Annotated in this window: 20 protein-coding genes, 1 tRNA gene and 1 pseudogene; 7 read left to right on the top strand and 15 right to left on the bottom strand. The window is 57.1% G+C overall.

Annotated elements, in window-relative coordinates:
- Positions 1-23: 23 nt before the first annotated feature.
- The gene (locus GIR22_RS16940; protein WP_101267513.1) at positions 24-206 is read right to left on the bottom strand and encodes a type II toxin-antitoxin system HicA family toxin; all 183 of its coding nucleotides are present in this window, start codon (positions 204-206) and stop codon (positions 24-26) included.
- A 204-nt stretch (positions 207-410) separates the two neighbouring features.
- Positions 411-806 (bottom strand): RidA family protein, encoded by a 396-nt coding sequence (locus tag GIR22_RS16935; protein WP_154744454.1) that lies wholly within the window; start codon positions 804-806, stop codon positions 411-413.
- A 116-nt stretch (positions 807-922) separates the two neighbouring features.
- On the opposite strand from GIR22_RS16935, the gene GIR22_RS16930 reads away from it, so the two are divergent.
- Entirely contained in the window at positions 923-1,861 is a 939-nt protein-coding gene (locus GIR22_RS16930; protein WP_154744453.1) for a LysR family transcriptional regulator, read from the top strand.
- A 124-nt stretch (positions 1,862-1,985) separates the two neighbouring features.
- On the opposite strand, the gene GIR22_RS16925 is transcribed toward GIR22_RS16930, so the two are convergent.
- Positions 1,986-2,876 carry a LysR family transcriptional regulator gene (locus tag GIR22_RS16925; RefSeq protein WP_246208427.1) on the bottom strand — a complete coding sequence of 297 codons (891 nt, stop codon included), beginning with the start codon at positions 2,874-2,876 and terminating at the stop codon, positions 1,986-1,988.
- A gap of 134 nt (positions 2,877-3,010) precedes the next feature.
- Between GIR22_RS16925 and GIR22_RS16920 the strand changes: the two genes are divergently transcribed.
- The 3 genes from GIR22_RS16920 (at position 3,011) to GIR22_RS16910 (ending at position 6,632) form a co-directional block, all read left to right on the top strand.
- A complete protein-coding gene (locus GIR22_RS16920; RefSeq protein WP_154744451.1) occupies positions 3,011-4,492 on the top strand; it encodes an MmgE/PrpD family protein in 1,482 nt (493 codons plus the stop codon).
- Between the two features lie 185 nt (positions 4,493-4,677).
- A complete protein-coding gene (solA, locus tag GIR22_RS16915) occupies positions 4,678-5,856 on the top strand; it encodes an N-methyl-L-tryptophan oxidase (RefSeq protein WP_154744450.1) in 1,179 nt (392 codons plus the stop codon).
- A complete protein-coding gene (locus tag GIR22_RS16910) occupies positions 5,853-6,632 on the top strand; it encodes a MetQ/NlpA family ABC transporter substrate-binding protein (protein WP_178122318.1) in 780 nt (259 codons plus the stop codon). The genes solA and GIR22_RS16910 overlap by 4 nt, the downstream gene beginning before the upstream one ends.
- 165 nt (positions 6,633-6,797) lie before the next feature.
- On the opposite strand, the gene GIR22_RS16905 is transcribed toward GIR22_RS16910, so the two are convergent.
- From GIR22_RS16905 to GIR22_RS16880, 6 genes and pseudogenes are all read right to left on the bottom strand, one after another.
- A complete protein-coding gene (locus GIR22_RS16905; RefSeq protein WP_154744449.1) occupies positions 6,798-7,091 on the bottom strand; it encodes a hypothetical protein in 294 nt (97 codons plus the stop codon).
- Between the two features lie 15 nt (positions 7,092-7,106).
- Positions 7,107-8,198 carry a DMT family transporter gene (locus GIR22_RS16900; RefSeq protein ID WP_154744448.1) on the bottom strand — a complete coding sequence of 364 codons (1,092 nt, stop codon included), beginning with the start codon at positions 8,196-8,198 and terminating at the stop codon, positions 7,107-7,109.
- Entirely contained in the window at positions 8,195-9,565 is a 1,371-nt protein-coding gene (locus GIR22_RS16895) for a flavin-containing monooxygenase (RefSeq protein WP_154744447.1), read from the bottom strand. Before GIR22_RS16895 ends, GIR22_RS16900 begins: the two co-directional genes overlap by 4 nt.
- 303 nt (positions 9,566-9,868) lie before the next feature.
- A pseudogene (locus GIR22_RS26460) lies at positions 9,869-10,000 on the bottom strand (IS5/IS1182 family transposase); the annotation flags it as partial.
- A gap of 86 nt (positions 10,001-10,086) precedes the next feature.
- Positions 10,087-11,556, bottom strand: coding sequence for a cysteate racemase (cuyB, locus tag GIR22_RS16885; protein ID WP_154744446.1), 1,470 nt, complete (start codon positions 11,554-11,556; stop codon positions 10,087-10,089).
- 10 nt (positions 11,557-11,566) lie between these two features.
- Positions 11,567-12,853 (bottom strand): cation:dicarboxylate symporter family transporter, encoded by a 1,287-nt coding sequence (locus GIR22_RS16880; protein WP_178122317.1) that lies wholly within the window; start codon positions 12,851-12,853, stop codon positions 11,567-11,569.
- 228 nt (positions 12,854-13,081) lie between these two features.
- Here GIR22_RS16880 and GIR22_RS16875 point away from each other — a divergent pair, with 228 nt between their 5' ends.
- Positions 13,082-14,011, top strand: a complete 930-nt coding sequence (locus tag GIR22_RS16875) for a LysR substrate-binding domain-containing protein (RefSeq protein ID WP_154744445.1) — start codon at positions 13,082-13,084, stop codon at positions 14,009-14,011.
- Positions 14,012-14,150: 139 nt separating this feature from the next.
- Here the strand turns inward: GIR22_RS16875 and GIR22_RS16870 are convergent.
- From GIR22_RS16870 to GIR22_RS16850, 5 genes are all read right to left on the bottom strand, one after another.
- Positions 14,151-14,224, bottom strand: a tRNA-Gly gene (locus GIR22_RS16870).
- Positions 14,225-14,380, bottom strand: a complete 156-nt coding sequence (locus GIR22_RS16865; protein ID WP_154744444.1) for a hypothetical protein — start codon at positions 14,378-14,380, stop codon at positions 14,225-14,227.
- Between the two features lie 8 nt (positions 14,381-14,388).
- Positions 14,389-15,279, bottom strand: coding sequence for an alpha/beta fold hydrolase (locus GIR22_RS16860; RefSeq protein ID WP_154744443.1), 891 nt, complete (start codon positions 15,277-15,279; stop codon positions 14,389-14,391).
- Positions 15,280-15,541: 262 nt separating this feature from the next.
- Positions 15,542-16,234 (bottom strand): pseudouridine synthase, encoded by a 693-nt coding sequence (locus tag GIR22_RS16855; RefSeq protein ID WP_154744442.1) that lies wholly within the window; start codon positions 16,232-16,234, stop codon positions 15,542-15,544.
- Between the two features lie 5 nt (positions 16,235-16,239).
- Entirely contained in the window at positions 16,240-16,446 is a 207-nt protein-coding gene (locus GIR22_RS16850; RefSeq protein ID WP_154744441.1) for a cysteine-rich CWC family protein, read from the bottom strand.
- 234 nt (positions 16,447-16,680) lie between these two features.
- Here GIR22_RS16850 and GIR22_RS16845 point away from each other — a divergent pair, with 234 nt between their 5' ends.
- Positions 16,681-17,034 (top strand): hypothetical protein, encoded by a 354-nt coding sequence (locus GIR22_RS16845; protein ID WP_154744440.1) that lies wholly within the window; start codon positions 16,681-16,683, stop codon positions 17,032-17,034.
- Positions 17,035-17,148: 114 nt separating this feature from the next.
- Here the strand turns inward: GIR22_RS16845 and GIR22_RS16840 are convergent, their stop codons facing one another.
- Positions 17,149-18,261, bottom strand: coding sequence for an enoyl-CoA hydratase/isomerase family protein (locus GIR22_RS16840; RefSeq protein ID WP_154744439.1), 1,113 nt, complete (start codon positions 18,259-18,261; stop codon positions 17,149-17,151).
- A gap of 145 nt (positions 18,262-18,406) precedes the next feature.
- Here GIR22_RS16840 and ung point away from each other — a divergent pair, with 145 nt between their 5' ends.
- The gene (gene ung / locus GIR22_RS16835; protein WP_154744438.1) at positions 18,407-19,099 is read left to right on the top strand and encodes a uracil-DNA glycosylase; all 693 of its coding nucleotides are present in this window, start codon (positions 18,407-18,409) and stop codon (positions 19,097-19,099) included.
- Positions 19,100-19,657: the final 558 nt, after the last annotated feature.

The following is a 19,657-nucleotide window of genomic DNA, read 5'->3' as shown; positions in this document are numbered from 1 at the left end:
TCGTCGTTCTCCAGGGGCGATTGTCAACTGAGCAGGGCTTGTTTCAGAATGCTCTTCGCGGTCTTGTCCAGCAGGTCTTTCCTGGGGTGAGGAATCGTTACCAGCCCAGGCTTTGTCGGGTGCTTGAAATGATGGTGACTGCCTCTGATCCGCACCAGGTACCAGCCGTCCGCGACGATATGACCTATCAAATATCGGCTGTCCACATCACCTCCTTGTGGTGTGTTAGTGGCGACTATAACCACTGAGAATAAATTATCAACACTCTACCTACCAACGGTCGATAGCCGGTGTTTCGACAGTGGCTGTATGCAGTGTAAGAGTGCGGTGCACCGCTGCAGGATGGAGGTATTGCGAGGTTTTTCGGCAGGTGAGTCCGGGCGTCGGCGAGCCTGCAACGGCTCATTAATCTAGGCGTCAGGAAGTTTTGCGACAACCTTGATCTCAACATCGAAACCGTACAGCCAAGTGACCCCTACCGCCGTTACCGTGGGAAAGGGCGCCTCGCCCCAATACTCCGGTACGACCTCCCATACCTGTTCGAAGATCTTCTGCGGCTCAACCATGAAGACGGTAACGTCCTGGACATCATCAAAGCTGCACCCGGCGGCGGCCAGCACCGCGTTGAGGTTCTCGAAAGCGCGTCGAACTTGTGCCTTGAGCTCTGGTTCGGGTGAACCATCTTCACGGCTGCCGACTTGGCCGGAAACAAAGAGCAAGCCATTGGCGCGTACCGCTGGTGAATAACGGTTTTTCTCATAAAGGGCCTGGCGGCCGGCGGGAAATACAACATCTCGTTGGTTCATCGGAAAACTCCAGCAGTTGGGAAACGACATAAACACCTTACGGCGCTTGCTCGGGCCCGATAAACAGGCAATGCTGGCCATTACTGTTTGTAATTCCCAAACAATAGGGAGCCCCCATGGATCGTTTCGACGCCATGCAAGCCTTCGCGCGGGTGGTAGAAACCGGTAGCTTTACTCGGGCCGCCCACACCTTGCACATGAGCAAAACCACAGTGAGCCAACTCGTCCAGCAACTGGAGGCGCGCTTGCGTGTGAAGCTGCTCAATCGCACCACGCGCAAGGTGAAGGTGACCGCTGATGGCGCCGTCTACTACGAGCGGGTGCAGCTCTTGTTGGCGGCGCTAGATGATGCTGAAACCGCGCTATCCAGCGCCGCAGCTGCGCCGCGTGGGCGCCTGCGGGTGGATGTGCCCAGTCCGCTGGCTCGGTTGCTACTGATTCCGGCGCTACCGGCATTCCATGAGCGCTACCCGGACATCCAGCTAGACCTGGGCGTGAGCGACCGTCATGTGAGCCTGATCGATGAGAGCGTGGATTGTGTGATTCGTGGCGGAGAAATCACCGACACCTCCCTGGTGGCGCGGCACATTGCCGACCTGCCGCTGGGCGTGTACGCAGCGCCCACGTACCTGGCCCTCCATGGCATACCAACACATCCGCGCGAATTGCAGGAAGGCGAGCATCGTATCGTGGGGTATCGATGGGCGCGGACAGGCAAAGCGCTTCCTTACACCTTGCGGCGCATGGGCGAGCAGTTGGAAGTCCACGGCCGACATGTGCTGGCCGTGGACGATGGCAATGCCTATCTAGCCGCTGGTCAGGCTGGCCTGGGGGTACTATGGCTACCGCGGTATATGGCTTTGCAGCCAGTGGCGAGCGGCGAACTTGTGCCGCTGTTCGAGGACTGGGACATCGCGTCGATGCCGCTATACATGGCTTATGCGCCGAACCGCCATGTCAGCCGAAAATTACGCGTGTTCATGGACTGGGTCATTGAGCTGATGATCCAGCATGTGCCGCAGATTACTCTGCCCACGCGTGCAGGTTCAGGGTGAAAAATCGTGGGTGCATTGGGGGCCTGAAGTTAAGGTCAATCGCTTCCACTTGAAATGATCTGCCCCGAACTGTTCTGCCTGATCGGCTCAGTCCCGGGTTCGCTTTGGTGGGTCAGCAAGCCACTCAATCTTTTCTCTCCATCGACCATTGCTGGATCATTGCGTACAACTGTTCGGCAGCATGAGACAGCACCCGCCCCCGGCGACGGATCAGGCCCAGGGTACGGAAAACCTGCGGTGCTTCCAGAGGAATGCTGCGCAACCTGGAGTGTGCGCTTGGTCGGGGTATTGCCAGCAGCGGTACGGCCGCGACTCCCAGCCCGGCCTCCACCATGTCGACCACTGTCCTCACGTGCCTCGCTTCGCAGACGGGGTGTGGCAATGTGGGAACGTCCGCCAGTGCCAGGTCCAGAAGAAAGCGGTTGCCGCTGGCCTTGGCGACGGCGATGTAATCGTATTCCTGTATCTCTGCCCAGGTCACCGAAGGCTGTGCGGCCAGCGGATGATCATCCAGGCAGGCAAGCACAAAGCGCTCTTTGAACATCGGCTTGAATTCGATGTTGATTTCTTGCGCCCCGATATAATTGATTCCGAAGTCTGCCTCACTTCGAACGACGCTCGAAAGCGCATGGCTCGCGCCCTCATCCATCACACGGACCAGGATTCTAGGATAGAGGCGGCGATACTCCTTGAGCACGTCGGGCAGAAAATGGATGACGGCAGAAGGCACGCAGGCGACGGTCACTTCGCCATAAAGATGGCTGGTTCCCTCATTGATCCCCAGGAGTGAAGACTCGAAGGCGTTGAGCACCTCCCGGGCTTTGCGGGCGAAGTCACGCCCGACAGCCGTAAGGTCGACCCGCCGCGTGGTTCGTTCGATCAAGCACACGCCCAGGGTGCTCTCCAGCTTGGCGATACGGCGGGAGAGGGCAGGCTGCGACAGGTGCAGGTCCAGTGCGGCGGCGCTGAAGCTGCCACGCTCGGCCACCGTCACGAACGAGTGCAGGTCACTCATTTCTATTTTATGTCCGCTGCGCATAAGTCCATCCGATTCTTGCAATTAACATGCTGATCCGCTTCCTTCATGATCGTTCAGTGCGCATCCAGCATGTGCCGCCAGACAACGATAAGCAAAGGAGCACACGCATCATGAACGCTTTCAATCGTCGCAGTCTTTTGAAGGTTGGGGCCCTTGCCTCAATCGCTGCGGCCACCCCAGGCCTGACATTTGCAGCCGAGGCCGCCAAGCAGGCACCCACCCATCCGGTTGCCAAGCCGGGGGCTGATGGCCAGGGTGTCACCCGTATTCTTGCGCGCTACATTGTGCAAGCGCGTTACGAAGACCTTCCCGATAACGTTCGCCGGGAAGGTACACGGACCTTACTCAACTGGGTGGGCGTAGCCGTGGGCGGCTCACACCATGAAACCCTCGATCGTGCCATCGCGGCCTTGGCGCCATTTTCCGGGCCCGCGCAGTCGAGCCTGCTGGGCCGCTCGGAACGTTTCGACGTCATGAATGCGGCGTTCTTGAATGGCGTTGCCGGCCATATCTTCGATTTCGACGACACGCACCTCAAGACCATCATCCATCCTGCCGGTCCGGTGGTTTCGGCGATTCTGGCGCTCTCGGAATATCACCCGGTGACAGGCAAGGAATTCCTTAATGCACTGATCCTTGGGGTCGAAACAGAGTGCCGTATCGGCAATTCGGTCTATCCCAATCACTACGACACGGGGTGGCACATCACAGGCACTGCGGGTGTCTTCGGCGCCGCAGCGGCGGCCGGCAAACTGCTCGGCCTGACTGAACAGCAGATGGTCTGGGCCTTGGGTCTTGCGGCATCGCAGCCGGTGGGCTTGCGTGAATCCTTTGGTTCGATGAATAAAAGTTTCAACCCAGGGCGGGCAGCCAGCAATGGCTTGTTCGCGGCCTTGCTGGCAGCCAAGGACTTCACCAGCTCAGAGGCGATGATTGAAGCCAAACGTGGCTGGGCGCATACCATCAGCACCAAGCAGGACTTTTCCGAAATCACCGACGGCCTGGGCAGCCGCTATGAATCAGCGCTCAACACCTACAAACCGTTCGCATGCGGCATCGTGATTCACCCCGCCATCGACGCCGCTATCCAACTGCGAAATGAAAACTCGCTGACTGCCGACCAGATCGCTCGCGTTGACCTTAAAGTGCATCCCCTCGTGCTTGAGTTGACCGGCAAAAAAACACCGAAGATAGGCCTTGAGGGCAAGTTCAGCATCTACCATTCGGTGGCGGTCGCCATTATCCAGGGGGCGGCCGGGGAGCGCCAATACAGCGACAGCGCTGTGCTGGACCCGACTGTTATTGCCCTGCGTGACAAGGTGATTGCCAACATCGACCCTGCCATCAAGCCAGAGCAGGTCGACATGACCATTACCTTGAAAGACGGGCGCACCCTTCACAAGTTTATCAAGCATGCCATTGGTAGCCTTGAAGTGCCGATGACCGATCAACAGCTGGAGGCGAAGTTTCTCGACCTTGCCAAAGGCATTTTGCCGGACGAGCAAGCACGCAAGTTGATCGCGACGTGCTGGGGCGTGGAGCAACTCGACAGCGCAGCCAACATTGCCAAGGCCGCGACCGTTGCCAGTTGACGTGTAGCCCTTAGCGATGGGCCGGCACTCAAGCATCACGCATGCCATTGCTCGAGTGCCGAAGCTCATCCACACCGTAAAGACGACAGCTGCGGGGCGTTCGAGAATATGTATATGCTATTTTAGACGTTGATTTTTAAGCGTTTCCCCTCTCAACTGGCTCCATTTTTAATGGGTGAGAGTTGATGGTCGAGCGTTGTGATGTAGTCGTTTTGGGCCTGGGCGCCATGGGCGCAGCAACGGTGTATCAATTGTCGAAGGCCGGTGTGAGTGTTGTTGGTATCGACCGCCATCACCCACCTCACAACCAGGGCTCCAGCCATGGCGATACACGCATTACTCGGCTTTCGGTCGGCGAGGGCGCACAATACGTTCCCATCGTGCGCAACTCCCACCGTATCTGGCGCGAGCTTGAGGAACTGTCGGGGGAGTCGCTGTTTGAACAGTCGGGTCTACTGGTCCTGACCTCGAGTCCCGAGTTTGACCCTAACGATAAAACCGATTTTACCTTGCGTACCATCGGCCTGGCGCAGACCTACGGCATCGAGCACGAAGTCTTATCCGCCGAACAGATTCGCCAGCGCTTTCCACAATTCGCCAACGTGCACGACACCGCCATCGGCTATTTTGAACCTGGTGGAGGCTTTGTGCGTCCTGAGCGCTGCATCGATGTGCAGCTCAAACTGGCCGAACAGCACGGCGCCATCCTCTACAAAGGCGAGACTGTTACCCGGATCAGCTCGAACGAGCAGGGTGTGAGTATCACCACGAACCTGCGCAGGCTCTTTGCGAACAAGCTGGTGATTAGCGCGGGCAACTGGAGCAGCGATTTGTTGGGCAAACCGTTTGACAGCCTGCTCAGTGTCTTCAGGCAGAAACTGTTCTGGTTCGAGCTCGAGGAAAACGCCGGTCTAGTTGGCCACTCACCTACATTTATCCTCACCCACGGTCTTGGCGACGACAAAGTCAACTACGGCTTCCCCGCGTTACACGGCGAGGGTAGCCTGAAAATCGCCACCGCGCAGTACCACACGGCTTCATCGCCGCAAACAATGGATCGTACGGTCTCTGCGGCCGAAGAGCGTGACATGTACGAACACCAAGTACGCGGCCGCGTCACCGGGGTTACCTCCAAGGTGGTCAAATCTGCAGTCTGCGCCTACACCGTGACGCCAGATCGCCATTTCATCATCGACGAGCATCCGTCGTTGCAGCACACACTGTTGGTGTCGGCTTGTTCCGGACACGGCTTTAAACACTCCGCGGCACTTGGCGAGGCTTTTGCGCAGTGGTGCATGCGCGGCTCGACTGACCTTGATCTCTCGTCTTTTTCCCTAGAACGCTTAAAAGGTAAATCATTGTGAAACGCGTTGTTTTGTCTGTTGCCCTGCTAGTTGCAGCCATGGGGTCGGCCTATGCCGAAACCCTGAAAATCGCGGTGGTACCAGTGCCCCATGCCGAGATCCTGGAGTTCCTCAAGCCTGAGCTGGCCAAGCAAGGGGTGACGCTGGATATCAAGGTCTTCTCTGACTATATCCAGCCAGACCGGCAGACGGATGAAGGCCTGCTGGACGCCAACTATTTCCAGAGCAAGCCCTACTACGAGGCGTACAAAAAAGACCGCCCAAGCAGTGATCAAGTGCCAATTGTCGCGGTGCACATCGAACCCTTCGGTGCCTATTCGAGGAAGATCAAGTCCATTAGTGAACTCAAGGATGGCGCCACCATTGCCATCCCCAACGACCCGACCAACTCTGGTCGTGCGCTGCTGCTGATCGCCAAGCAAGGCCTGATCACCCTCAAGGATCCCGACAACATCATGGCAACGCGCCTCGACATTGTCAGTAACCCCAAGCATCTGAAATTCAAGGAGCTGGAAGCGGCCATGCTGCCGCGGGTGCTTGACCAGGTGGACTTGGCATTGATCAACGCCAACTATGCATTGGAAGCAAAGCTGGAGCCTCACAAGGATGCTCTGTTTATTGAAAGCTCTGAGTCACCCTACGCCAATTACCTGTATGTACGCCGCGACAAGGAGAGCTCCCCGGCAGTAATAAAACTTGGCGCTTTGCTCAATTCGCCTGAAGTGAAGAAATTCATACTTGAGCGCTATCACGGCGATGTCGTACCTGCCTTCTGATGAGCGTCCACTTCTACAGCTTCGTCACGAAAGTCCGCGCCTGATACAGCGCAAAGCTGCTAAGCACGATAATAACGGCGACGGCGAGCATGTCGGCGCCCGGAAAACCCCAGAAATCAGACATAGTGCTTCCTTAGTGATAATAGTAAGTGGCAACAACAACCATCAGGCCAGTGCAGTATCGCGCATGCGTTGGCGACCAAAGTCGCTAACCCTGAACTTGAACAGCACTCGGCCGGGGCCAAAATAGGTCTGATCATCTAGCTTCTCCTCAACACTTTCGATGATGCCGCTGGAGAACAGGTCCGTCAGGGTGACGCGAGTGTTGCCGCGCCAGTAGGCACCGCTAATACCGTATTCACTCATCAGCGCATCGGTGATTTGCCAGTCCCAGATGCCGACGTCCTGTTGATCGTTGATCAACTGGAGAATGCGGCCCTTCATATGCAGCTTATTCATGGCTTGCTCCAAACATCACGAGTTAACTGCATCAACGGCGGTGCCAGGTTTTTTTCTGTCGGTTGATACGGCGCGCACGACTTCGAGCACCTCATTACTTTCGGTGAACATCACAAACCCGCCCGCCACAAACAGCACCAAACCAGCCAAGAAGTTCCACTCGGGAAGCTTCAGCGTAAATACGGCGAGGAAGATCACCGCAAACAAACCATACAGCGCCGCAATTGCTTGCCCGCGGCCGACGCCAATCAGTGGGAACGACTTGTACCAAGAGACGTAGCAGAACGCGAAAGTCACGCCTGCTAATGTCAGCCAGCCAATGGCGGCCCAATTGAATGTAGCGACCACTAGTTCGACTACCGGTTGATCGGTAAATAAATAGATGGCCGGCAAAATCAGTGCGACCCAATACAGCACTTCGGCGGTAAAGCGCACCGTAATGCCTACATCCGGGTCGGCAACATCGAGCCCGCGACCGGCGATTGCGCCTTCTACACCCCAGCCAATAGCAGCCATTGCACCGCCTAAATAGCCCAGCCAGCCGGTGTCACCGGTGCCGGTGATTTCAGCAATGATGCCGGGTGCATACACCGTCACACCGCCGGCCAAGATGATGAAAATGCCCACGGCTGCGCGCCGGGTGATTTTCTCCTGATACCAGAGCCTGGCCAGCGTTGCGCCGATGATGGGGTACATCAATGAGGAAATAGCCGCGAAAGCCCCGCCGATATAACCGATCGCCAAATACGAGCCAAAGATGGCCATCGGGCCGCCAAAGATGGCGCCGATGAAGAACCACTTAGAGATGTAACGCATCTGTTTGATGGTGCGAACGTACTCGCCCCACTTGCCCAGTACCCCGTTCCAAACGAACAGGAAGAACAACACGGCAACAGCGTTGAAGGTGGTCAACACAGCTGCCGCCAACAGGAGCTCGGCATTGGTGTCGTACTTCAGGTCTACATAGGGCGCTTCGAACCAAACTGCGGAGCCTGGCACATACCAAGCCCCCCAGAGCACTGCGCACCACAACGCCCACATAAAACCCCAGCGGATGCTGCTGGTGGTGAAGCGCGATCGTGCTTGGCTCAGGCTTGGCTGACTCATGTAGATTCCTTTGCTGGCTGCGATTGCTTGCCGTGCAGGAAGGCTTCCAGTGAATCGTCCATCGCATCCATCCACGGCGTGTGATGCACGGGCGCCATGGTGCCGGTCAACGTGGAGCGGTAGCTTTTGTTGCGATAGCCGAGGATGTCCGCTTCTTTGTGATGCTCCCACTCCTTGAACATATCAGCCACGGTGAGAACATCGAAGGGCGGGTAATCGGTCGGCTCAAGCAGGTCGAGTATGTAGGCGGCCTGAAAGTCGATGGCTTCAAATGGGTCGGCCACTTGCTCTTCGCGGGCCACCCATTTGCGGGTGTCGCTGGCCATGGCTTGTTCTGCTGGCAGCTTGATACGGCCAAGCATAATGTCCCGGGCATACCAAGCCTGGGCATCGAACATATTGAAGGTGTAGTACTGATCCTGCATGCCGAGGAACATTAGCTTTGGATTGGCCAAAGACACTATGCCTTTGTACAAGCCTTCCGGGTAGAGCCGGTTGCGCGTGGACAGCATTAGCTCGTTGGGCAGGAACGGGAAGTGATGCTGATACCCGGTGCACAGGATGATCGCGTCGACCTCTTTGCTGGTGCCATCCTTGAAATGTGCGGTCTTGCCAACCACGTTGGTGAGCAACGGTACTTCAGCAAAGGATTCGGGCCAATCAAAACCCATAGGCTTGGTGCGATAGCTGAAAGTAACCGACTTGGCGCCGTACTTGTGGCATTGCGTGCCGATGTCTTCTGCGGAGTAGCTGCTGCCAACCAGCAGCAAATTTTTGCCTTGAAACTCGCACGCATCGCGGAAGTCATGGGCGTGCAATACGCGACCGGGAAACTGCTCCAAGCCTTCGAAGTAAGGCGCGTTGGGGGTCGAAAAGTGCCCGGTGGCGACGATTACGTGATCGAATTCTTCGGTGATCAGTTGGTCTTGCTTGAGGTCGCGCACGGTGACCGCGAACTTGCCGGTGCTCTCGTCATAGGCAACCCAATGCACCGCTGTATTGAAGCGGATGTGCTGGCGAACGTTGCTTTTGGCTACGCGGCCGATGATGTAGTCACGCAACACGGCGCGTGGTGGGTAGGAAGGAATCGGTCGGCCGAAGTGTTCTTCGAAGCTGTAATTGGCGAACTCCAAGCATTCCTTGGGGCCGTTTGACCAGAGATACCGGTACATACTGCCATGGACGGGCTCGCCGTACAGATCCAACCCGGTGCGCCAGGTGTAATTCCACAGACCGCCCCAGTCACTCTGCTTTTCGTAGCAAACGATCTCGGGGGATTCCGCGTCGTCGCAACGGGCGGCTTCAAAAGCACGTAACTGTGCCAGGCCGCTAGGGCCGGCGCCAAGAATGGCAACTCTAAAAGTCATAAAGACTCCTTCCTTCTGGCGGTTCATCGCACCCGGGATCTTGGCCCCGGCGGCGACTGAGCGCGGAAAAGAGTGACGCTCGTACCGGTAACGGTCGGGCCATCAAGCTCTGAGTGATGCGCACTAAAATCGGTTTAACCGATGGCGCAATGTGATGAAGGCTGCATCTGTCGGTGAAACAGAAGGCCGGGGGTGGGCAGGCCACCAATGAAGCGCGGGTTCTCGAGAAAACGCTGGAAGGCAGCGTTCGATCCGGTCAAACAGGAGAAAAAATGCTTGAAACCGGCCAGGACGTTAACACACCTGAGGCAGGGAGAAGCCTTTTTCCTGCAAATAAGCATTGATAATGGTGAAGAACGCATGGGCCAACTTATGTTTTTCCAGCAGGTTCCGGAAGCTCATGCTCGTGGTGTTTTCGGAGATCGGCGCGCTGAGGGGGCGGTAATTACCAGCGGCCCCCCGCACAGATGCATCCCTGGATCTTGGTATGTAGAGGTCGGCAAGGTGTGTTCGCCGGCGCCTTATTTTTCTCGGACAAGCTTAATGCACTTCAATGCCAAAATAGTTGTCGGGTCGACCACTGCGACCTCATGATTTTTGATCATGTAAGACTCGCTATGCTCAAGCACCAGGGGTAACTCCGTACATCCCAGGATTAGCACATCAGCGCCCAGCTCACATAAATGCTCTGCGACGGTTAGAAGCTGGTCTTTGCATATGCCCTCTGTGAAACCTGCCTTGATACCGTGAGCTCCGTAAATCGCCTCCATGACCAACGCTTGGTAATCCACGCCAGGGGTGATGATTTGCAGACCTGCCAGCCGGGCTGCCTCATGATAAACCTGGCTTTTAATCGTGCCGGATGTCGCCAGCAGCCCGACGCTTTTGCCAGCGCCGTACCGCTGCACGATAGCCTCTACCGTCTCTGTCAGCATATTCACGATAGGGACACGCAGGTGTGGCTGGATGCGCTCAACAAATGCGTGAGCCGTATTACACGGAATCGCTATGGCATTCGCGCCAGCGCTTTCCAGTCGCTTGCAGGTTGCGTACATCGCCATCGTTGGATCGGTTTCGTCGTACAGCAGGTTGGCGGTGCGATCAGGGATCTGGGGATTCTGTTCCACTACCATCTTGATGTGCTCCTGGTCGCGGCCTGCGGGTGTGTGCGCCACAACCTTGCCCATGAAGTCGACCGTTGCCGCAGGCCCAACCCCACCCACGATCCCGAGCTTGAAGGGCGGGCGGGTCGACTGGCCTTTCTCCAAGGTCGCGAAAGCGGCGTAGATCTCATTGATATCCAGGACAGTGACGCCACGCCGTTGCAGATCACTACAGACCAGAGAGAGCTCAGTCATGCCAGGCAGGATGATTGTGGCCCCCTGATCCTGAAGGGAAAGGCACGCTTGATAAACACATTCAAGTGGCACGCCGTCAAGGAGCCCATCCTTGATACCGTTAATCCCGTACATGGCCTCCATCAACCCGGATTGCTCGTTATCGTTTGGATAAACCAGCTTGAAGCCAGTGCCGAAATAGCGCTCGAACAACCCGGAGTGCCGAACATAGTCGGACGCGATGATGCCCAGCGTTGTACCGCGTTCCGCAACATGATCCACGTGCTTGCGTAATGCCGCCATCATATCCAGGACGGGTATGCCAATTTCTTCCTGGATCTCCTCTCGAAAGGTGTGGCTGGCGAAACATGGCAGTAAGACTGCATTGATTTCGCTTGCCTCGAACGTCTGGCAAACCTGAAAGACATAAAATTTTCGGGAAGTCATATTGGCGCCCCGGCCTAGGGGCATCAGGACGTCTTTGAAGGGGTGTTGCTCAAACAGGAAGTGATAACGGCCTTGATCTTCCAAAACCGCTCGGGACTTCACCAATTTGTAGAAAAGATCGCCGCCGGCCAATGAGCCAAGCCCGCCGACGATACCTAGTTTGCGAGCAAACGATGATCTGCTGGACGCCTTCGATTTACCTTTCATGTTTAGGGTCTCAGGCGGTGGCTGCAGTATGAATTGGGCGCGTGGGCTCAGTGCCGGGCACGTCTTCGGCTTCTTCATGGGGTTCTGATTTGGCAACTACCGCCGTCGCAATGCTATTGCCAATCACGTTGGTGGCAGTCCTGGCCATATCAAGGAATTGATCAATGCCGAGGATCAGCAAAATGCCCGCTTCGGGGAGGTTGAACATGGGTAGCGTAGCCGCCACCACGACCACCGAGGCCCGGGCCACACCTGCCATTCCCTTGCTGGTGATCATCAACGTCAACAAGATGAGCAATTGCTGTGTGAAGCTCAAATCGACGTTGTAGGCCTGGGCAATGAACATGATGGCGAACGCTTGATACATCATCGAGCCATCAAGGTTGAAGGAGTAGCCTAGTGGAAGGACGAAGCTGGAAACGCGCTTCGGCGCGCCAAATTTCTCCAGTGCCTCCATGGTTTTTGGATACGCGGACTCGCTACTGGCGGTCGAGAATGCCAACAAAACAGGTTCACGGATCAGCTTGCCCAAGGTAAACACTGAGCGACCCAGGAACAGGTAGCCGGCAGCGAACAACACACACCACAGAATCACGATGCCCAAATAGAACTCGGCAATCAATTTTCCGTAATCGACTATCAAGCCAAGACCTTGAGTGGTGATAGCCGATGCGATGGCTGCGAAAACTCCAATGGGTGCGAAAGCCATGACGAAGTCCGTGACCTTGAACATCACTTTGGCCAGTTCTTCGATGCTATCGACAATCGTTGTGTAACCCGCTCGCTTCACACCGGCCAAGGCAAACCCGAAGAACAACGAGAACACCACGATTTGCAGGATTTCGTTGTTGGCCATTGCCTCTGCAATGCTGCGGGGAAACACGTGACTGATGAAAATCTTGAGGCTGAAGTCTCCGGTATTCACCACGGGGCTCGCCGCATGCTGGGCAACCTCCAGGTTAAGTCCCGCACCGGGTTGGAACAGGTTCACCAGGCCCATGCCGATTGCCAGCGATATCACCGAAGCGGTGACGAACCAGGCCATGGCTCGCAAGCCAATGCGTCCAACGGAGCGAGAGTTTCCCATGCTGGCAATGCCGCCGACCAAGGTCGCGAACACAAGGGGCGCGATGATCATCTTGATCATGCGTAAAAAAATATCGGTGACCATCGAGAAGTAAGATGCGATCTCTTTGGCGCTTTGTTCGCTCCCTGCGAAATGGTGGCACGCCGTACCGACAAGCACACCCAAGGCGATGCCTATTACGATCCGACGTGGAAGTTTATTTTTCTTCACGAAGCTTTCCTCAAGTGGTTTTTTTGCTTTTTTTACTTGGCAGGAGACAAGTTGTAGTTGGCGAAGCTGTGTGGCGTCGCTTCAACAATTTCGATTCTAGGGTTGGGTTTGAATGGTCGTGATGAGTAATCCCGATTGCTCTATGCGCTTTTGGAATAGTTTTCGAAACTTCTGCTTTGCCCTACCTGTGGCGCAGTACACTGCGTCTTCGGGGCATGAGGTGTCGGTATGCAAATCAAATGGCTGGATGATCTTCTGGCGGTCTCGGAGTGGAAGAATTTTTCTCGGGCTGCAGAGGTTCGCTGTGTGACCCAGTCGGCTTTGTCGAGGCGTATAAAGTCACTTGAAGAATGGGTCGGTGCAGAGTTGGTGGACCGGGGTACCTATCCTGTCCAACTGACCCCTGCTGGCCGCACATTTTGTGAAGAGGGCCGCGAGGCGTTGGCGGGACTAATGAGGTTGCGCTCAAGCCTTCGTGAGGTAGAGCGGATGCCTGGGCGATCCATCCAGGTCACTGCCGGCCACAGTCTGTCGATGACATTCCTGCCGAAATGGCTGAAGCAATTTCAGCTGCACAATGAGCAATTCAATGCGCGGGTCGTTGCCGCCAACATTCACGACGCGGTCATATCTCTGGAGGAGGGGAGTTGTGACCTGATGATTGTCTATCATCACCTCTTGGCGCCGATTCTTCTCGACTCGGAAAGGTTCGGGAGTTTGACCTTGGGCCATGACGCGTTTATTCCTGTGTGCGCACCTGACCGCGATGGGAATCCGCTGTATCCCTTACCGGGCACCTCCAGCAAAACAGTTCCTCATCTCGCTTATACCGCTACGACTTTTCTAGGTCGTGTTGCCGACATCGTCATAAAGAATGGTCCGACTGCATGCATGTTGGAGCGGTGCTATGAGGCGGATATGACAATGCTCCTGATGCGAATGGCAGTCGAGGGTTATGGGGTGGCATGGTTGCCACAAAGCGCGGTCATGGACGAGCTTCAGCGAGGACAGTTGGTAAAGGCGGGTGGTGATGAATGGTGCACGCGACTGGAGATACGCTCCTACTGCTCCATCACCAATGAGAACCCTACGATGCGCAGCTTATGGAAAGCCCTGGAAGGAGCTTCCCGCGATCTGCATGGCAAAACAGCCAGTTGATCGAAGTGCCAAGGTGCGTAAAGGGGCTCAGGTTTATTTATCATCAAATCCCGCCCACAAAAAAACCGGCTACGAGAGCCGGTTTTTTCTACCTCTACATCCCCCGCCAAAATATCCTGGCGTGAGACCAACATTTGAGTGGAGCGGGTAGAGGGAATCGAACCCTCAACTAAAGCTTGGGAAGCTTTCGTTTTGCCACTAAACTATACCCGCTCAGAGCGGCTGACTTTGTACCAGATGTGCGCGCAGATTTGAAGTTTTTCTTTGGGAAATGTGCGGGTTGCGGTCATCGGGCAAGGCGACGATGGACTCAAGAGCGCTGCGTTTATCCAGCGAACGCACGTTATCGTTGACAACCTTCGCGAGCAAGCTCGCTCCTACACTGAGCTATGGCTCATATGGCAAATGCCTGCTGGCTGGTAGCGCAGCCGATGCGGTTGCTGTTCCGGCTTCAAAAAACTCATCAGCGCTTTCCGACTGTCCCGGCAGGCCTCCTTGTGCTCCATATCCAGAAAGTGCCCGGTCGCCTGGATCGTGCCAAAGCTGCTTTTCGCAATGAGCTGGCCAAACAGCTTCGCATCCTGGGCACTGGTGTACTCGTCCCACTCTCCATTCAAAAACAATACCGGAATGTCGATCTGCTTGGCGGCGTTGAGGTAGCACAGCCGATCACTGTCAAGTACGTGGCTGATATGAAAATGCATCTGCCCATATTCATGTTCGGCCAGGTTGCTTACATGCCGGTAGTTGAAGCGCTTGAACAGTGATGGCAGGTGTTTGCCGAGGGTGCTGTTGACCAAGTGCCCCACGCGATGGCGTTCGAGGTTGCCGAGGTAGTCGATGCCGCGCTCCAGGTAGTCGCGCATCGGAGCGTTGATCACTGGGGAGAACGAGCTGATCACGGCCTTTTCCACGCGGCGAGGATGGTGGGACAGGGCAACCAACGTGGCGGCACCGCCCCAGGAGAAGGACAGCACGTGTTCGGCAGCAAAGTGGTCGATGAGCTCCAGGAGGAGCTGCCCTTCGACTTCTTTCGTCAGCATTTTTTCGTGACGGTTGTGGGCCTTGGAGCGACCGGCGTAGGGCTGGTCGTACAAGACTACGTTGAATTGTGGGTGCAGGCTTTTCACGGTCTGGGCGAAGGATGCGGTGGTGGCCATGGAGCCGTTGACCAGGATGATGGTCTTTTCTGCAGCGTCCGCGCGATAGAACTCGGTGTAAACTCGATACTGACCCTGTATATCCAGCACAGCGATTTCTGGCCTCATGTCGTAAGACTCCTGGCAAGCGGGTGGTGCGCGCAGATCACTTTGCACGAGCTTTGTGACAGGTAGGCATACGCCTGGAAGTGAAGGCCCATGTCGACCCGGTGCTGGCAGGCCGACGGGTATTGTTATGGTGGGCAATTTGCCAAAGATGCCCGTAGATCAAGCTGTGCGGGCGTGCAAAGCGTTTCTTGGATACAAGCAGGATGGGGGCCAGGTCATACATCGGGGGCGTGGGTTTTTGCCTGCGCCGGCTGAACGGTCATCAGACATGCCGGATTTCGAGCTCCGTCAGCGGGCGGTACTGGCCTGGTGCGAGGTGTTCATCCAGCACCAGAGGGCCCATGCGTTCGCGATGCAGGCGGGTCACTTTGTTGTCGAAGTGCCCGAACATGCGTTTCACCTGGTGATATCGCCCTTCAATGATGCTCAGTCGCGCCGTTTTGGGGCCAAGTACCATCAGTTCAGCCGGTTGGGTGGTGAGATCCTCGAAGGCAAAGTACAGGCCTGCGGCAAAGGTTGTCGCGTACTCGGGACCAATGTCCTGTTCGGTCTCGACGTAGTAGACCTTGGGCAGTTTGGTCCGTGGTTGGGTCAGGCGGCGCGACCACTGGCCATCGTTGGTGATCAGCAACAGGCCGGTGGTGTTGAAGTCCAGGCGGCCGGCGATGTGCAACTCGCCCTTGTCAGGTTCGTCCAGCAGGTCGAGCACCGTGGGATGTTGCGGGTCTGATGTGGCACTCACACAGCCCTGGGGTTTGTGCAGCATGAAGTAACGTGCCGGTTTGCCGGGCTGGAGGAGTTCGCCGTCGCACTCCACACGGCTGAACTCACGTACCTCGTGATGGGGATCGCTGATCACCTGGCCGTCGACCTTGATCCGTCGCTCCACCAGTAGCAGGCGGACTTGTTGGCGATTGAAGCGGGGCAGGTTGCTGAGGAAACGGTCGACACGCATTACGGCTACTCGGCCCCGCGCAATTGCTCATCGACCTTTGCACAGCGCGGGCACAGGCAGGCTCTGTTGCGCAGTTCATCAGGCAGGGCTTGGAGTACCGCGGGGTCGATACTGACGCTGTAGCACCAGCAGGCCTGGTCGGCGGTGCGCGGGTCGGCCAGGGCGCAGTCGTTGCGGGCGCCGCAGGCTGGGCAAAATTGAGGTGTGGTCATCGGTCGGTTCAGGCAGTGTCGGACAAGTCCCGGTGGAACCCGGTGTACCTTGCACGATACAGCGCCGATTATTTATTGCAAACGGAGGATCATCACTTTGGGTAGATGTATCAACCTATGTCAAAAGCGCACCAGATTCGCTTTTTGATGTCAGATGTTTCGTCAGTCAGTAAAAGTTGATTGACGCCTCCCAGCGTCGCTGGTGTGTGCTATTTCGCGGTCCAGGAGGCCGCCATGTATCGTCGAATATTTCTCACCGCTTTGCTCGGTCTGACCCTTTCTGCCTGCGTGCCCTATTACGATGGAGGCCAGAGTTACTACCGTTCCGAAGTCTATACCTCGCCGGCGCCGGCCTATTACTACGGCGGTGCTCCTGCCTATCGGCGTGGCTACTATGCGCCGCCACCCCGTTACTACTCGGCGCCGCGTTATTACCAGCCTGGCCCACGCTATTATCCGGCCGGGCCCAGGGCTGGATACCATGGCTACCCCAACCAGAGAGGGCGTGATCACTGGGGTAATGGTGGCCGTGGCCGGGGAGATGGCCGGGGCGGCGATCATGGCAGAGGCCGCGGCGGGCACCGCTGATCAGCCTTGATAAAATGCGGCGCATGATGCGCCGCTTTTTTATGCGGGCCGTTTATCGGAACTGCCAGGTTTCATCGCTATCTTAGGGCGCTGGTCCCCGCACGTCCGAACGCCTCAATAATCAGACAAGTCCGCCAGTGGGTGTCGTCCCTCCCACACTTTGTGGAAGTGCGCTTGCACTACCGTTTCAGGTATCGCGTTGATATCCGGCCAATGCCAATGGGGCTGTTGGTCCTTGTCGATCAATCGGGCCCGCACCCCTTCGCTGAACTCCGGATGCCGACAGCAATTGAGGCTCAGGGTGTATTCCATCTGGAACACCTGGGCCAGGGACAGGTGCCGCGCGCGTTGGATCTGCTCCCACACCAGGTAAGCGGTCAGCGGGCAACCTTCACTCAGGGTCTTGCCGGCACGGCTGAATAACGGATCAGCGTGTTCGCGCAGCAGGCTCAAGGCCCGCCAGGCACAGCGTGCATCACCAACATCCAGCCATTCGTCGATCTGCGCCCGGCGCGGCAGCCACTGGGCTTGCGGCAATTGGCCGGTCGCTTCCTGGGTCAGGGCCTTGAGCAGGCTGTTGAGCTGCATTGCAGTTTGTTCCTGCCAGTTCAGTTGCAGCAGGCCTTCGAGCAGTTCGTCCTGTTGTTCATCCAGCAAGAAACGGTCAGCCAGGCCCAGGTCGAGGGCATCGCGGCCATTCATGTGGGCGCCGGTGAGGCCGAGGAACAAACCGAGTTTGCCGGGCAGGCGCGACAAGAACCAGCTGGCACCGACATCCGGGTACAGGCCGATACTGATTTCCGGCATTGCCAGGCGGCTGCTCGGTGTGACGATGCGCACCGCCGCGCTTTGCAGCAAGCCCATTCCGCCGCCCAGCACATAGCCATGGCCCCAACAGATCAGCGGCTTGGGGTAGGTATGCAGGCGATAGTCGAGGCGGTATTCGGCAGCAAAGAATTGTGCGGCCAGGGGCGGCACTTCGCCGGGATGCTCACGGCAGGCTTGTACCAGGCTGCGTACCTCACCACCGGCGCAAAATGCCTTGGGGCCGTTGCCGCGCAACAGTACGCAGACAATTTGCGGGTCCTTGGCCCAGGCATCAAGGCGTTCGGCCAGGGCCAGGATCATCGGCAGGGAGAGGGCATTGAGGGACTTTTCAGCATCCAGGCTGGCGATGCCGATGCGGGCGCCGTCGGTGCCGGTCAGTTCTTCGAAGTGCAGGTTCATCGCGACCTCAATCGATAAATTGAACGCTCAGTATGATCCCTTCGTGGGAAAGTGTCGGTTCTGCGTCAGATCAATTGACAAGCAGGGCAGGCTTTCCTAGGGTTCGCCTCATTCTTTTGACTCAGTGTTTTTTCTGGATATAACCATGACTGAAGGCGACCGTATCAAACTCGAACCGAGCTGGAAACATGCCCTGCGGGAGGAGTTCGATCAGCCGTACATGGCGCAGCTGCGTGAATTCCTGAGTCAGGAGCACGCTGCGGGCAAGGAGATCTACCCACCAGGCCCGATGATCTTCAACGCACTCAACTCCACGCCGCTGGACAAGGTCAAGGTGGTGATCCTCGGCCAAGACCCTTACCACGGTCCCGGCCAGGCCCACGGCCTGTGCTTCTCGGTGCAACCGGGCGTACCGGCGCCGCCGTCCCTGGTCAATATCTATAAAGAGCTCAAGCGCGACCTGAACATTGATATTCCCAGCCACGGCTACCTGCAAAGCTGGGCCGACCAGGGCGTGTTGATGCTCAATACCACCATGACCGTGGAGCGCGCCAATGCCAACGCCCACGCGGGCAAGGGCTGGCAGTTCTTTACCGACCGGATTATCGAAGTGGTCAGCGAGCACCAACCGCATCTGGTGTTCCTGTTGTGGGGTGCGCATGCCCAGGGCAAGCAGAAACTGGTGGATGCCACCAAGCACCTGGTGCTGACGTCGGTGCATCCGTCGCCGTTGTCGGCTTATCGTGGATTTATTGGTTGCGGGCATTTCAGCCGCACCAACAAGTTTCTTGAGCAGAATGGCGAAACGCCGATTGAATGGCGGTTGCCGCCGGTGTGAAGCTGCTGTCAATCCCCTGTAGCCGCTGGCGCAGCCTGCGATCGGCTGCGCAGCAGACGCCTGGGGCCTTGAGATTGCTGAAGGTCCTGCGGCCCTTATCGCAGCCTCGTACCTCGACAGCGGCTACAGGGGACCGTCGATCACCGATCCCCTGTAGCCGCTGGCGCAGCCTGCGATCGGCTGCGCAGCAGACGCCTGGGGCCTTGAGATTGCTGAAGGTCCTGCGGCCCTTATCGCAGCCTCGTGCCTCGACAGCGGCTACAAAAAGAACCGTCGATCACCGATCCCCTGTAGCCGCTGGCGCAGCCTGCGATCGGTTGCGCAGCAGACGCCTGGGGCCTTGAGATTGCTGAAGGTCCTGCGGCCCTTATCGCAGCCTCGTGCCTCGACAGCGGCTACAGGGGACCGTCGATCACCGATCCCCTGTAGCCGCTGGCGCAGCCTGCGATCGGCTGCGTAGCAGTCGTTTGGGCCTTGAGATTGCTGAAGGTCCTTCGGCCCTTATCGCAGCCTCGTACCTCGACAGCGGCTACAAGGAACCGTCGATCACCGATCACT

Origin of the sequence: Pseudomonas karstica (assembly GCF_009707515.1) — a bacterium.
Taxonomy (GTDB): domain Bacteria; phylum Pseudomonadota; class Gammaproteobacteria; order Pseudomonadales; family Pseudomonadaceae; genus Aquipseudomonas; species Aquipseudomonas karstica.
This window is presented reverse-complemented; position numbering and strand designations above follow the sequence as displayed.

Excerpts from the sequence above, each read along its gene's own strand:
- GIR22_RS16935 (WP_154744454.1), bottom strand. The coding sequence starts at position 806 with ATGAACCAACGAGATGTTGTATTTCCCGCCGGCCGCCAGGCCCTTTAT.
- GIR22_RS16930 (WP_154744453.1), top strand. The coding sequence starts at position 923 with ATGGATCGTTTCGACGCCATGCAAGCCTTCGCGCGGGTGGTAGAAACC.
- GIR22_RS16925 (WP_246208427.1), bottom strand. The coding sequence starts at position 2,876 with ATGAGTGACCTGCACTCGTTCGTGACGGTGGCCGAGCGTGGCAGCTTC.
- GIR22_RS16920 (WP_154744451.1), top strand. The coding sequence starts at position 3,011 with ATGAACGCTTTCAATCGTCGCAGTCTTTTGAAGGTTGGGGCCCTTGCC.
- solA (WP_154744450.1), top strand. The coding sequence starts at position 4,678 with ATGGTCGAGCGTTGTGATGTAGTCGTTTTGGGCCTGGGCGCCATGGGC.
- GIR22_RS16905 (WP_154744449.1), bottom strand. The coding sequence starts at position 7,091 with ATGAATAAGCTGCATATGAAGGGCCGCATTCTCCAGTTGATCAACGAT.
- GIR22_RS16900 (WP_154744448.1), bottom strand. The coding sequence starts at position 8,198 with ATGAGTCAGCCAAGCCTGAGCCAAGCACGATCGCGCTTCACCACCAGC.
- GIR22_RS16895 (WP_154744447.1), bottom strand. The coding sequence starts at position 9,565 with ATGACTTTTAGAGTTGCCATTCTTGGCGCCGGCCCTAGCGGCCTGGCA.
- cuyB (WP_154744446.1), bottom strand. The coding sequence starts at position 11,556 with ATGAAAGGTAAATCGAAGGCGTCCAGCAGATCATCGTTTGCTCGCAAA.
- GIR22_RS16875 (WP_154744445.1), top strand. The coding sequence starts at position 13,082 with ATGCAAATCAAATGGCTGGATGATCTTCTGGCGGTCTCGGAGTGGAAG.
- GIR22_RS16860 (WP_154744443.1), bottom strand. The coding sequence starts at position 15,279 with ATGAGGCCAGAAATCGCTGTGCTGGATATACAGGGTCAGTATCGAGTT.
- GIR22_RS16855 (WP_154744442.1), bottom strand. The coding sequence starts at position 16,234 with ATGCGTGTCGACCGTTTCCTCAGCAACCTGCCCCGCTTCAATCGCCAA.
- GIR22_RS16850 (WP_154744441.1), bottom strand. The coding sequence starts at position 16,446 with ATGACCACACCTCAATTTTGCCCAGCCTGCGGCGCCCGCAACGACTGC.
- GIR22_RS16845 (WP_154744440.1), top strand. The coding sequence starts at position 16,681 with ATGTATCGTCGAATATTTCTCACCGCTTTGCTCGGTCTGACCCTTTCT.
- GIR22_RS16840 (WP_154744439.1), bottom strand. The coding sequence starts at position 18,261 with ATGAACCTGCACTTCGAAGAACTGACCGGCACCGACGGCGCCCGCATC.
- ung (WP_154744438.1), top strand. The coding sequence starts at position 18,407 with ATGACTGAAGGCGACCGTATCAAACTCGAACCGAGCTGGAAACATGCC.